At 72.2% G+C, this 12,340-nt stretch carries 11 protein-coding genes and 1 tRNA gene; 9 read left to right on the top strand and 3 right to left on the bottom strand.

The features are described from left to right. Positions 1–84 precede the first annotated feature (84 nt). A complete protein-coding gene (locus ACQPYA_RS24020; RefSeq protein WP_433529348.1) occupies positions 85–531 on the top strand; it encodes an SRPBCC family protein in 447 nt (148 codons plus the stop codon). A gap of 157 nt (positions 532–688) precedes the next feature. Here the strand turns inward: ACQPYA_RS24020 and aceE are convergent, their stop codons facing one another. Continuing rightward, positions 689–3,433 carry a pyruvate dehydrogenase (acetyl-transferring), homodimeric type gene (gene aceE / locus ACQPYA_RS24015; RefSeq protein ID WP_433529347.1) on the bottom strand — a complete coding sequence of 915 codons (2,745 nt, stop codon included), beginning with the start codon at positions 3,431–3,433 and terminating at the stop codon, positions 689–691. Positions 3,434–3,598: 165 nt separating this feature from the next. On the opposite strand from aceE, the gene ACQPYA_RS24010 reads away from it, so the two are divergent. The 8 genes from ACQPYA_RS24010 to ACQPYA_RS23975 all read left to right on the top strand — a co-directional run bounded on the left by ACQPYA_RS24010 (position 3,599) and on the right by ACQPYA_RS23975 (position 11,183). Continuing rightward, positions 3,599–4,003, top strand: coding sequence for a secondary thiamine-phosphate synthase enzyme YjbQ (locus ACQPYA_RS24010; protein ID WP_433529346.1), 405 nt, complete (start codon positions 3,599–3,601; stop codon positions 4,001–4,003). 144 nt (positions 4,004–4,147) lie between these two features. Next, complete coding sequence (locus tag ACQPYA_RS24005; protein WP_433529345.1) at positions 4,148–4,630, top strand: MarR family winged helix-turn-helix transcriptional regulator; 483 nt, start codon at positions 4,148–4,150, stop codon at positions 4,628–4,630. Between the two features lie 154 nt (positions 4,631–4,784). Beyond that, positions 4,785–7,661 (top strand): thiamine pyrophosphate-dependent enzyme, encoded by a 2,877-nt coding sequence (locus ACQPYA_RS24000; protein WP_433533591.1) that lies wholly within the window; start codon positions 4,785–4,787, stop codon positions 7,659–7,661. A gap of 113 nt (positions 7,662–7,774) precedes the next feature. Beyond that, positions 7,775–8,212 carry a DUF3052 domain-containing protein gene (locus ACQPYA_RS23995; protein WP_433529344.1) on the top strand — a complete coding sequence of 146 codons (438 nt, stop codon included), beginning with the start codon at positions 7,775–7,777 and terminating at the stop codon, positions 8,210–8,212. 58 nt (positions 8,213–8,270) lie between these two features. Next, positions 8,271–8,735 carry a peroxiredoxin gene (locus ACQPYA_RS23990; protein WP_433529343.1) on the top strand — a complete coding sequence of 155 codons (465 nt, stop codon included), beginning with the start codon at positions 8,271–8,273 and terminating at the stop codon, positions 8,733–8,735. Between the two features lie 86 nt (positions 8,736–8,821). Continuing rightward, positions 8,822–8,893 (top strand) — tRNA-Val (locus ACQPYA_RS23985). Positions 8,894–9,018: 125 nt separating this feature from the next. Beyond that, positions 9,019–9,816 carry an alpha/beta fold hydrolase gene (locus ACQPYA_RS23980; RefSeq protein WP_433533590.1) on the top strand — a complete coding sequence of 266 codons (798 nt, stop codon included), beginning with the start codon at positions 9,019–9,021 and terminating at the stop codon, positions 9,814–9,816. Positions 9,817–10,037: 221 nt separating this feature from the next. After that, a complete protein-coding gene (locus ACQPYA_RS23975; RefSeq protein WP_433529342.1) occupies positions 10,038–11,183 on the top strand; it encodes a polysaccharide pyruvyl transferase family protein in 1,146 nt (381 codons plus the stop codon). Positions 11,184–11,189: 6 nt separating this feature from the next. Here ACQPYA_RS23975 and ACQPYA_RS23970 read toward each other — a convergent pair whose 3' ends face one another. After that, on the bottom strand, positions 11,190–11,396 hold the full coding sequence (locus ACQPYA_RS23970; protein WP_433529341.1) for a hypothetical protein: 207 nt from the start codon (positions 11,394–11,396) through the stop codon (positions 11,190–11,192). Positions 11,397–11,463: 67 nt separating this feature from the next. After that, on the bottom strand, positions 11,464–12,333 hold the full coding sequence (locus tag ACQPYA_RS23965) for a carbohydrate kinase family protein (RefSeq protein ID WP_433529340.1): 870 nt from the start codon (positions 12,331–12,333) through the stop codon (positions 11,464–11,466). Positions 12,334–12,340 lie beyond the last annotated feature (7 nt).

Genomic DNA, 12,340 nt, shown 5'->3' with positions numbered 1-12,340 from the left:
TCTTTTACGAACACGTCCATATACGTCCGTTTTTGCGCATACAGTGCCGATATCGTGGGATGTCCTCACTGGAGGAAGACGGAAATGATCCTCGTGGAACGCAGCGCGCACGTGGTGGCGCCGGTGGAAGCGGTCTGGGATGTGGTGCAGCGGGCCGAGCAGTTGCCCGCCTGGCTGGCCGGGGTACGGGCGGCCGAGGTCCTCTCGGGGGAGGGCTTCGGTCGACGACAACTGGTCCAGGCCGGACGCGGTGCCGCGCATGAGGCCGAGGTGATCGCCTACCAGGAGCCGACGTTGATCGGCTGGCGTGAACGCGCCAAGGGCGCCGGTGCCCGAGCGGAGGCGCGCACCGAGATATACGTCCAACTCACGCCGGACGAGGAGGAGGGCGGGACGGTCGTGCGGCTCATCGTCGTACGGTGGCCCGCCGGCCCGGTCAAGGCCGCGCTACTCCGCCTCGGCCTGCGGCGGGTCGGCGCCGATCTGGAGGACTCGCTGGCCCGGCTGACCGATCTGGCCGCCGTCGGCTGACCGGCCGCGTCCTGGCGTCACCCGCGACGGTGGCGGCCCGGGTGTCCCTACCAGGTACACCCGGGCCGCCACCGCTTTCGACCTCCGGGCCGAACGAGAGTGTTAGGAGGGGGCCCCTTTAGTACGCGAGGCGTTAACAGGGGGCCCCTCCTTTCTGCTAGCTGTCGCCGCCGGTCTCGCCGACGGGGGCGGCGTTGACGTCCTCGATGGCGTACTTCTTGGCCGCCTCGGCCGGTACGTGGGCCGGTACCGCCCCGCGCAGCGCGAGCTGCCGCAGCGTCGCGACGGTGACTGACTCGGCGTCGACGTGGAAGTGCCGGCGCAGCGCGTGCCGGGTGTCCGACAGGCCGAAGCCGTCGGTGCCCAGCGAGGTCCAGTCACCGGGCACCCAGCGCGAGATCAGGTCCGGCACCGCGCGCATCCAGTCGCTGACCGCGACCTTCGGCCCGTCGGCGTCGGCCAGCTTCCGCTGGATGTACGGCACCCGCTGCTCGGCGCCCGGGTGCAGGAGGTTGTACTCCTCACACTGCACCGCGTCCCGGCGCAGCTCGCTCCAGGAGGTCACCGACCAGACGTCGGCGGCCACCCCCCAGTCCTGAGCGAGCAACTGCTGCGCCTTGAGCGCCCACTGCATGCCGGTGCCGGAGGCGAGCAGGTTCGCCCGGGGGGCGTCCTCGTCGACCGAGGAGGCCGGCGAGTAGCGGTGGATGCCCCGGACGATGCCCTCGACGTCCACACCCTCCGGCTCCGCCGGCTGGTGGATCGGCTCGTTGTAGACGGTGAGGTAGTAGAAGACGTTCTCCTGCTTCTCGCCGTACATCCGGTGCAGGCCGCTCTCCATGATGTGCGCGATCTCGAACGCGAACGCCGGATCGTACGCGACCACCGCCGGGTTCGTGGCCGCGAGCAGCAGCGAGTGGCCGTCCTCGTGCTGGAGACCCTCGCCGTTGAGCGTGGTGCGGCCGGCGGTGGCGCCGAGCACGAAACCGCGGGCCATCTGGTCCGCCGCGGCCCAGAAGCCGTCACCGGTGCGTTGGAATCCGAACATCGAGTAGAAGATGTACATCGGGATCATCGGCTCGTCGTGGGTGGCGTACGACGAGCCGGCCGCGGTGAACGAGGCGACCGAGCCGGCCTCGTTGATCCCCTCGTGCAGGATCTGCCCGGCGGTCGACTCCTTGTAGGACAGGAACAGGTCCCGGTCGACCGAGGTGTACCGCTGGCCGTGCGGCGAGTAGATCTTGGCGGTCGGGAAGATCGAGTCCAGCCCGAAGGTACGCGCCTCGTCCGGGATGATCGGCACCCAGCGCTTGCCGAACTGCTTGTCCTTCATCAGGTCCTTGAGCAGGCGGACGAAGGCCATCGTGGTGGCCACCTTCTGCTTGCCCGAACCCCGCTTGACGTCGGCGAAGCGCTCGCTGCCCGGGATGGCCAGCGACTTGGCCTTGGTCCGCCGGGTCGGCAGGTAGCCGCCGAGCTGCTGACGCCGTTCGTGCAGGTACTGGATCTCGTCGGACTTCTCGCCCGGGTGGTAGTACGGCGGCAGGTACGGGTTCTCCTCCAGCGCCGAGTCCGGGATGTCCAGGTAGAGCCGGTCGCGGAAGGTCTTCAGGTCCTCCAGCGTCAGCTTCTTCATCTGGTGGGTGGCGTTGCGGCCCTCGAAGTGCGAGCCGAGCGTCCAGCCCTTGATCGTCTTGGCCAGGATCACGGTCGGCTGGCCGGTGTGCTCCGTCGCCGCCTTGTAGGCCGCGTAGAGCTTGCGGTAGTCGTGCCCACCCCGCTTGAGGTTCCAGATCTCGTCGTCGGTCAGCCCCTCGACCATCTTGCGGGTCCGCGCGTCCCGGCCGAAGAAGTGCTCCCGCACGTACGCCCCGGACTCCGCCTTGTAGGTCTGGTAGTCGCCGTCGGGCGTGGTGTTCATGAGGTTGACCAACGCGCCGTCGGTGTCGGCGGCGAGCAGCGGATCCCACTCCCGGCCCCAGACCACCTTGATCACGTTCCAGCCGGCGCCCCGGAAGAACGCCTCCAGTTCCTGCATCACCTTGCCGTTGCCGCGGACCGGGCCGTCCAGCCGCTGGAGGTTGCAGTTGATCACGAAGGTGAGGTTGTCCAGCTCCTCGCGGGCGGCCACGCCGATCGCGCCGAGGGTCTCCGGCTCGTCCATCTCGCCGTCGCCGAGGAAGGCCCAGACGTGCTGGTCGGAGGTGTCCTTGATGCCCCGGTGGTGCAGGTACCGGTTGAACCGGGCCTGGTAGATGGCGTTCAGCCCGCCGAGTCCCATGGAGACCGTGGGGAACTCCCAGAAGTCCGACATCAGCCGCGGGTGCGGGTACGACGGGAGCCCGCCGCCGGGGTGCGACAGCTCCTGCCGGAAGCCGTCGAGCTGGTTCTCGCCGAGCCGGCCCTCGAGGAACGCCCGGGCGTACATGCCGGGGGAGGCGTGGCCCTGGTAGAAGATCTGGTCGCCACCGCCGGGGTGGTTCTTGCCCCGGAAGAAGTGGTTGAAGCCCACCTCGTAGAGCGACGCGGAGCTGGCGAAGGTGGAGATGTGACCGCCGACACCGATCTCCGGACGCTGAGCGCGGTGCACCAACATCGCCGCGTTCCACCGCACGTACGCCCGGATCCGGCGCTCCACGTGCTCGTCGCCGGGGAACCACGGTTCGCGCTCCGGCGGGATCGAGTTGATGTAGTCGGTGGTGGTCAGCGACGGCACCCCGACCTGGCGCTCACGAGCGCGCTCCAACAGACGAAGCATCACGTAGCGGGCTCGCTTGGTGCCACGTTCGTCGATGACTCCGTCGAGCGACTCGACCCATTCGCTGGTTTCTTCAGGGTCGATGTCCGGAAGCTGGCTCGGCAGGCCGGCGGTGATCACCGGGCGCTTGCGTTCCGTAGCCACAGGCGTTCCCTCGGTTGTGTGTGGGATAGGTCTCTAGCGCCATCCTGCCCCGTCGTGGCACTCGGCGTCACGTCCACCCGTCCGAAGGGCGACGCTCGACACACGTACCCACCAGTAACTTCACCCCCGGCGGGGGCCGTCGGGCGGGGCGGCAGAATGCGGGGTATGCGTAGTGAGGTGATCACCGTCCGGACCGGTTCACGGCCGACCGTCCGGGACATCACCACCGAGGCCGAACAGTTCGTCTCCGGCCAGGGCGACGGCCTGCTGCACGTCTTCGTGCCGCACGCCACCGCCGGGGTGGCCATCATCGAGACCGGCGCCGGGTCGGACGACGACCTGCTCACCGCGCTGGACGCCGTGCTACCCGCCGACGACCGGTGGCGGCACCGGCACGGATCCCCGGGGCACGGCCGCGACCACGTGCTGCCCGCCTTCGTCGCGCCGTACGCGACGCTGCCGGTGCTGGACGGGCGCCTGGCATTGGGCACCTGGCAGTCGGTCTGCCTGGTCGACACCAACGGCGACAACACCAGCCGGCAGGTCCGCTTCTCCTTCCTGCCCGGCTGATTCCCCCAACGCCCCGGCCGGGTTCCATGTTCGGGCCGGCTGGTTCGTCGTTCGGGCCGGCTGGTTCGTCGGCCCGCCGGGATGCCGCCTGATCAGCCGATAGCAGGAATGATCAAGCTGTCGGTCGTCGGTAGGATGCGGGCCATGGCGCAGCTCACCGTCTCCGGCGGCGACCCGGAGCCGGCCGACCGTGCCGGGCTGGCCGGCGACGCGGTGCGCCGGATCATGCATGTCGCCGCCGCGCTGCGCCATCACCAGGATCTCGACATCGCCGCCCTGGGGCTGACCCCGGCCGTCGCCCGCGCCCTCTACCAGCTTGACCCGGATCGCCCGCTGCCCGGCCGGGATCTGGCCGATCAGCTGCGGTGCGACCGGTCCAACGTCACCGCCCTGGTCGACAGGCTGGAGCAGGCCGGTCTGGTGGAGCGCCGGGTCGACCCGGCCGACCGCCGGCAGAAGACGCTGGTGGTGACCGAGGCCGGCCGGCGGATGCGGGAGCGGGTGCACCACGTGCTGTCGGACTCCCGACTGCTCACCGGACTCAGCACCCAGGAGTTGGCCGCCCTGCGGCAACTGGTCTGGAAGATCTCCGACGCCGGCTGCCCAGAGCCCTGCACCCCCCAATAACCCCGCGGGCTCCCACCCCACCCCGCCGGTCCGGGAGCGTTGACCAAGAGGTTTGCGTCACGACACGCCGGCGAGCTTGACGCAAAGCTCTCGACCAGCCGGCGCGGGTTCTCCGTCGGCGGTCTCGACTGGGCGAGGCGTGCCTCGGTCGGTAATGCTGTCGGACGTGACCACCCCGCAGGATCTCGACGACCGGTTCCGGGAATCCCTGGCCGCGCTCGCCGCGCCGCAGCACCGTGCTGACCCGGCGCAGGCGGTGGCCGGGGGCGCGGCGTTGACCGGCGCCCAGCTGTTGGAACTCTTCGACGCCCAGGTCACCAGCCGCCAGCTCGATCTCGCCGGTCGTTGGCTGCGCAGCTTCGGCGAGGGCTACTACACCATCGGGTCGGCCGGCCACGAGGGCAACGCCGCGGTCGCGGCCGCCCTGCGGCCCACCGATCCGGCGCTGCTGCACTACCGCTCCGGCGCGTTCTACTGCGTCCGCGCCGCCCAAGCCGCCCAGCAGGTTCCCGCCGGCAACTCGGCGGTCGCCGGTGCCGCGACGAGTCCTGGTCGGGCCGGCGACAACGGAGCCGCAAGCGACCCGCCCGGTGGAGTCGCCGCCGCGACCGATCCGGTTGGCGGCGCTGGAACCGCGGCCGACCCGGCCGGTGAGTCCGAATCCGCGACCGATCGAGCTGGCGGCGAGCGACCGGACGGCGACCATCACGACGGTGACGTGGCCGACGGTGCTGCCGATCCCGGCCATAGCGGCGTGACCGGCGGGTCCGACCCCCGCATCCGGGGCGTGGCCGGCAGCACGGCCCTCCCCGCCGCGATCGCCCCGGCCCGCGGGACCGTCGCCGTCGACCCGCTCCCGAACGGCGAGCCGGCCGAGGCCGTACCCCCTGCGGACCCCGATCAGCCCACCGCGCCCGCGCCGCCCGCGCCCGCGCGGGCGGCGAGCGGGCCGGCGGCGAGCGGGTCGACCAAGACCGCCCAGACGGCGACGACCGCCCAGCCGGCGACCGGGTCGGCGGGGCACGACGAGGTCGAGGCGGTCGTGTCGATGGCGTCGGTGAAGCGGCCGGTGGATCCGGCGTACGCCGAGGCGGCGCGGGACGTGCTGCGCGGGATGGCGGCCTCCAGCCGGGAGCCGATCGCCGGTGGCCGCCACAAGGTCTTCGGCCGGGCCGATCTCGCGGTGCTGCCGACCACCTCCACCATCGCCTCGCACCTGCCCCGGGCGGTCGGGATGGCCCTCGCGGTGGAACGGTTGCGCCGGCTCGACGCCCGGCGGGGGGCGGGGCGCGGCGATCCGGCGACGCCGGCATCCTGGGCCCCGGACGCGATCGTGGTCTGCTCGTTCGGGGACGCCTCGATCAACCATGCCACCGCCACCGCCGCGTTCAACACCGCCGGCTGGTACGACCATGCTGGCCTGCGTATCCCCGTGCTCTTCGTCTGCGAGGACAACGGCCTGGGCATCAGCGTCCGCTCGCCGCAGGGCTGGGTGGCGACCGCGCTGCGGTCGAAGCCGGGCATCCGGTACTTCGCCGCCGACGGCGCCGACGCGATCGGGGCGTACGGGGTGGCGGCCGAGGCGGCGGCCTGGGTACGCCGGCACCGGCGTCCCGCGGTGCTGCACCTGAGCACGGTTCGGTTGATGGGCCATGCGGGCGCGGACGCCGAGAGCGGGTACCGCGCCCCGGCGGAGATCGCCGCCGACCTGGCCGTGGACCCGGTGGTCGCCACCGCGCGCCGGCTGGTCGAGGCGGGCCTGGCCAGTGGCGCGGAGTTGCTGGCCCGGTACGACGAGATCGGCTGGCAGGTCCGCCGGATCGCCGAGCAGGTGCTCGACGAGCCGAAGCTGACCAGCGCCGCCGAGGTGATCGCCCCGCTGGCGCCCCGCCGGCCGCTACGGGTGGCCCACGCGGTGGCCGAGGCGGGGGCCCGCGCTGCCGGGGCGGGTGCGGGCGCGCGGGCCGAGGTGTTCGGCGGCAAGCCGCCCGAGCTCGCCGGCCCGCTCACGCTCGCGCAGAGCATCAACGCCGCGCTCACCGACGGGCTGCTCGACCACCCGCAGATGGCGGTCTTCGGCGAGGACGTCGCCGCCAAGGGCGGGGTGTACGGGGTGACCAAGGGGCTGCGCGACCGGTTCGGCGCGGCGCGGGTGTTCGACACGCTGCTCGACGAGACCTCGATCCTCGGTCTCGGCCTCGGCGCGGGGCTGGCCGGGATGCTGCCGGTGCCGGAGATCCAGTATCTGGCGTACCTGCACAACGCCGAGGACCAGCTGCGCGGCGAGGCGGCGACGATGAGGTTCTTCTCCCAGGGGGCGCTGCGTAACCCGATGGTGGTGCGGGTGGCGGGGCTGGCATACCAGGAGGGCTTCGGCGGGCACTTCCACAACGACAATTCGGTGGCCGTACTGCGGGATGTGCCCGGCCTGGTGATCGCCGTGCCGGCGCGGCCGGACGACGCGGCGGCGATGCTGCGGAGCTGCCTGGCGAGCGCGGCGGTGGACGGCAGCGTCTGCGTCTTCCTGGAGCCGATCGCGCTCTACCACACCCGGGACCTCTACGCCGACGGCGACGGCGAGTGGTTGGCCCACTATCCCGAGCCGGGGGCCTGGGCCGGCGGGCACGTGCCGGTCGGCCGGGCCCGGGTGTACGGCGTGGGCTCGGCCGAGGACATCACCATCATCACCTTCGGTAACGGGGTACGGATGTCGTTGCGGGCCGCGTCGAGGATGGCCGACGAGGGCATCGGCACCCGGGTGGTGGACCTGCGCTGGCTCGCGCCACTGCCGGTGGCCGATCTCATCCGGGAGGCCACCGCGACCGGCCGGGTGCTGGTGGTGGACGAGACGCGCCGATCCGGCGGGGTGGGCGAGGGGGTGATCGCGGCGCTGGTGGACGCCGGATATGTCGGCGCGGCGCGGCGAGTGGCCGGAGTTGACTCTTTTGTACCATTAGGTCCGGCTGCCCGGCAGGTCCTGGTGTCCGAGGAGGCCATCACCCAGGGTGCCCGTACGCTGCTGGCACGGTAAATTTCGGACCCACCCGGTGTGCCACTTGCGCAGGGCGGCACAACTGTGTGGACTTTGCCTGACGGCGTCGAGCAGACGCCGCTGGCTCGGACGAGATGAGGAGGCACGCGACAGTGAGCGCGACCGCTGGTCAGGCTGCCGACGGGGTACGTAGCCTGGCGGACCGGTTCGGGATCGAGCCGGGGATGGTCGTCATGGAGATGGGCTACGACGACGACGTCGACCAGGATCTCCGGGACGCCCTGACCGACCGCTGTGGAGAGCTGGTCGACGAGGACACCGACGAGGTGGTCGACGCGGTTCTGGTGTGGTACCGGGACGGCGACGGTGATCTCTTCGAGCTACTCGTCGACGCCCTCGGCCCGTTGGCCGACAACGGGGTCGTGTGGCTGCTGACGCCCAAGGCCGGCCGCGAGGGGCACGTCGAGCCGAGCGAGGTCGCCGAGTCCGCGCCCACCGCCGGCCTCCAGCAGACCTCCACGCTGAACGCCGGAAAGGACTGGAGCGGTGCCCGTCTCGTGCTGCGCCGCGGCGCCAAGGGCAAGAAGTAGGCCCACCCGAGCGGTGTGACAGGCTGAGGCCATCCCGAATCGACTCCGAGGAGTTCGCATGCCGATCGAGGTGGGCGCCGAGGCGCCCGACTTCGTGTTGAAGGACCAGAACAACCAGGAGGTCCGCCTCTCCGAGTTCCGCGGCCGGCGTACCGTCCTGCTGGTCTTCTACCCGCTGGCCTTCAGCGGCGTCTGCCAGGGCGAGCTGTGCGAGGTGCGGGACAACCTCAACGAGTACGTCAACGACGACGTCCAGGTGCTGACCGTGAGCGTCGACTCGGTCTACGCGCACAAGATCTGGGCGGAGCGGGAGGGCTACCAGTTCCCGCTGCTGGCCGACTTCTGGCCGCACGGTGGCGTCGCCGAGGCGTACGGCGTCTTCAACGACGTCGCCGGCATCGCCTTCCGGGGCACCTTCGTCATCGACAAGACCGGCGTGGTCCGCTTCGCCGAGATGAACAAGCCGGGCGAGCCCCGCGACCAGCAGGGCTGGCGCAAGGCCCTGGCGGAGGTCGGCGCCTGACCCCGGTCCCAACCGGTGCGACCGTGGGGCCGGGCCGGCGGGCGGCAGGGTAAGCTGCCAACCGCCGGTCCGCCGTACGGCGTTCCGGGCGCGTAGCTCAGCGGGAGAGCACTCGCCTTACAAGCGAGGGGTCGCAGGTTCGAAACCTGCCGCGCCCACCCACCCCCTTCCACCTGCGGAAATGCCGTCAAGTCCCGGCGTCACGGCGGACCTGGCCGCCCGCAGAGCACTCGCTTACCAGCCGTACGCCGGCGGCGGGGCGGCACCGGATCGGGAGGGCGGGATGGCCTACGCGGAGGTCGACGGCGTCCGGTTCTGGTACGAGACGCAGGGCTCGGGACGGCCGTTGGTGCTGTTGCACGGGGGGTTCGGCGCGGTGGAGACGTTCGCGGCGATCCGGCCCGCGCTGGCGCAGCGGCGTCGGGTGATCAGCGTCGACCTGCCGGGCCACGGGCGCACCGCCGACGTCGACCGGCCGCTGCGGTACGAGTCGATGGCCGACGACGTCGCCGCGCTGATCGTCCACCTCGGGCTGGTCGAGGCCGACGTGCTGGGTTTCTCCCTCGGCGGTGGGGTGGGCCTGCGGCTGGCGATCCAGCACCGGGAGGTGCTCCGCCGGCTGGTGGTCGTCTCCGCGCCGTGCCGCCGCCAGGGCTGGTTTCCGGAGGTGCTCGCCGGCATGCCGGAGCCCGACGAGGCAGCCGGCGAGCGGATGCGGGGCACCCCGCCGGAGCAGCTCTACCAGCGGGTCGCCCCGCGCCCCCAGGACTGGCCGAGGCTCTGGGCCAGGAACGGCGAACTGCTGCGCCGCGAGTACGACTGGTCGCCGGAGGTCGCCACGATGACCACCCCGACCCTGCTGGTCTTCGCCGACGCCGACTCGATCCGCCCGAGCCACATGGTGGAGTTCTTCGGCCTGCTCGGCGGCGGGCACCGCGACGCCGGCTGGGACGGCACCGACCGGCCGGACGCCCGGCTGGCCGTCCTACCCGGCCTCACCCACTACGACATCGTCGACTCGCCGGCTCTCCCCGCGGTGGTCCTCCCCTTCCTCACCCACACCCTGAACACCCCGACCTGAGCCCGCCGGCCATCGGTGCAACTTCCCCGATGTTGCTGGCTCCCATCCCGCCGACCCAGCAACATCAGGGGAGTTGCCGGGCGCGGACCGGACACCGTCGGCGACTGCGGGCGTAAGTGGTCCGGTTTCCGGCCTGGTGGGCGGTTCGACCGGGCCGGCGGAGGAGTGTTCACCGTCGCAACGGGGAAACGTCGAACCGGACGCATCTGGGAGGAGCGACGATGACGCGTGCCGGACTGACCATCGGTGTGCTCGGCTCGTACGGCGGGCGCAATCTCGGCGACGAGGCCATCCTCACCGGCCTGCTGACCGACCTGCGACAGCAGGAGCCGAACGCCCGGATCATCGTCTTCTCGCGAAACCCGGAGCACACCGCGATGGCTCACCCGGATGTGGAGGCGGTGCCGTGGGAGGGGGTCAGCCGGACCGACTCCGCCCTCGTCCTCTCCCAGCTGGACCTGCTCATTCTCGGTGGCGGCGGCATCCTCTACGACAAGGAGGCCCGCCGCTACCTGCGGGTCGTCCGGGTCGCGCAGGAGCGCGGCCTGCCGCTGCTGACGTACGCCGTCGGCGTCGGGCCGCTCAGCGAGATGGTGGACACCGGCATGGTCCGGGAGACGCTGGCCGGCGCCACCCAGGTGACCGTACGCGACCAGGAGTCGCGGATGGTGCTGGAGGAGGCCGGGCTGCTCAACCCGATCACGGTCACCGCCGACCCGGCGTTCCTGCTGGAGCCCGAGGAGTTCCCGGCGGAACTGCTCCGCGAGGAGGGCGTACCGGCCGGCAAGCGACTGGTCGGGATGAGCGTGCGGGAGCCGGGCCGGGCCGCGGAACGGCTCGACGTGGACGGCTACCACCGGCTGCTGGCCCAGATCGGTGACTTCCTGGTGCACCGGATCGACGCGCACGTGCTCTTCGTGCCGATGGAGCGCGACGACATCCGGCACTCGCACGGCGTGCTGTCGCACATGACCGCCGCGGAGCGGGGCCGCATCCTGCACGGCACCTACACGCCGCAGCAGGTGCTCGGGTTGATGCGCCACTTCGATCTGGCGGTCGGCATGCGGCTGCACTTCCTGATCTTCGCCGCGATGATGGGCACGCCGTTCCTGCCCCTGCCGTACGCCGGCAAGGTCTTCGACCTGGCCCAGCGGCTGGGGGTGCCGGCGTTGCGCGGGGTGGAGCGGGAGGTGGAGGGCCCGCTGCTGGCCGAGGTGGACCAGCTGTGGGACGAACGCGACCAGCGGCGCGAGACCACCGCCCAGCGGGTGGCCCAGGTCTGCGACGAGGCCCGGGGCACCTCGCAGGTCACCCGGGCGGTGCTGGAGAGCCTGCGCAGCCGTTCCCTGGTCGAGATCGGCGCCTGACGGCGGTCAGAGCGCCGGGCCCCGCCAGCAATAGCGCCACTGCCGGCCGTCCGAGCCGATCGACTCCAGCTCGTAGATGTCCGCCGAGGCCAGGCCCGCCGGCCCCAGGTGGTGGTGGGTCAGCGGGGGCCGGCCATGCGGGTCCAGCTCGACGGTGACCTGCTCGCCGTCGGCCGCGCCGCCCACCAGCGGGATCTCAACCGTTGATGCCATGCGCCCATCCTGCCCCGACCGCCGTCGCCGCGCAGCGGATAGCCGGCACGACCGCCGGGCCCGTGGGTCAGGGCCGGGGGAGCAGGCCGGGCGGGTACTCCATGCCGTCGTGGGTGCAGGCCGCCGCGGCCACCCGGGCCGCGTACCCGGCCGCCTCCGCCCACGTCGCGCCGCGCAACCGGGCCGCGATGACGCCGGCCGCGAAGGCGTCCCCGGCCCCGTTGGTGTCCACCACCGGGCCGGGCGGCGTGGCGGCCGGCACCCGGCGGACGCCGCCGCCGAGGTGCAGGTCCACGCCGTCGGCGCCGCGGGTCACCAGCACCGGGCGCGGCGTCAGCGCGGCGGCGACCGCCGCCGCCCGCTCGCCCAGCGCGGTGCCGCTGACCAGCACCAGCTCCGCGACCTCGGCGAACGGGCGGTGGTACGGGTTGCGCCCGTCCCAGTCGTGCAGGTCGGTGGAGGACCCCACGCCCTCGCCGAGCACGTCGCCGAGGCCGGGGAGCAGGCCCCGGACCCAACCCATGATCGAGAGGTGTACGTGGGCGGCGTCCTGGACCAGCGTGGCCAGGTGTGCCGCCGTGAACGGCCCCGGCCCGTCGGAGGCCCGAGGGTCGTGCAGCGACATCCGTCTTCCGGCGGGATCGACCAGGTTCACCGAGCGGCGGGTGCCGGCCGGGTCCTCGGCCAGTACGGCGTGCACGCCGGCACGGCCCAGCGCGGCGCGTACCAGGTCACCGGCGGGGTCGGCGCCGACCGTGTCGACCACCGCCACCCGTAGCCCGAGCGCGTGGGCGGCGAGCACCACGCCGGCGCCGGTGTTGCCGATCCGCAGCTCGATCGGGTCGACGGTGACGGAGTCGACCACCGGCAGTGGCAGCCCGGGCACCCGGACCCGTACGTCGACACCGAGGCCGCCGATCACCAGTAGGTCGTACATGGCGCCG

It is taken from the genome of Micromonospora sp. CA-263727 (genome assembly GCF_050942455.1).
GTDB lineage: Bacteria > Actinomycetota > Actinomycetes > Mycobacteriales > Micromonosporaceae > Micromonospora.
Note: the sequence above shows the minus strand (reverse complement) of the source record. Positions and strands in the feature narration are given on the sequence as shown.

Excerpts from the sequence above, each read along its gene's own strand:
- ACQPYA_RS24020 (WP_433529348.1), top strand. The coding sequence starts at position 85 with ATGATCCTCGTGGAACGCAGCGCGCACGTGGTGGCGCCGGTGGAAGCG.
- ACQPYA_RS24010 (WP_433529346.1), top strand. The coding sequence starts at position 3,599 with ATGCGTAGTGAGGTGATCACCGTCCGGACCGGTTCACGGCCGACCGTC.
- ACQPYA_RS24005 (WP_433529345.1), top strand. The coding sequence starts at position 4,148 with ATGGCGCAGCTCACCGTCTCCGGCGGCGACCCGGAGCCGGCCGACCGT.
- ACQPYA_RS24000 (WP_433533591.1), top strand. The coding sequence starts at position 4,785 with ATGCTGTCGGACGTGACCACCCCGCAGGATCTCGACGACCGGTTCCGG.
- ACQPYA_RS23990 (WP_433529343.1), top strand. The coding sequence starts at position 8,271 with ATGCCGATCGAGGTGGGCGCCGAGGCGCCCGACTTCGTGTTGAAGGAC.
- ACQPYA_RS23980 (WP_433533590.1), top strand. The coding sequence starts at position 9,019 with ATGGCCTACGCGGAGGTCGACGGCGTCCGGTTCTGGTACGAGACGCAG.
- ACQPYA_RS23975 (WP_433529342.1), top strand. The coding sequence starts at position 10,038 with ATGACGCGTGCCGGACTGACCATCGGTGTGCTCGGCTCGTACGGCGGG.
- ACQPYA_RS23970 (WP_433529341.1), bottom strand. The coding sequence starts at position 11,396 with ATGGCATCAACGGTTGAGATCCCGCTGGTGGGCGGCGCGGCCGACGGC.
- ACQPYA_RS23965 (WP_433529340.1), bottom strand. The coding sequence starts at position 12,333 with ATGTACGACCTACTGGTGATCGGCGGCCTCGGTGTCGACGTACGGGTC.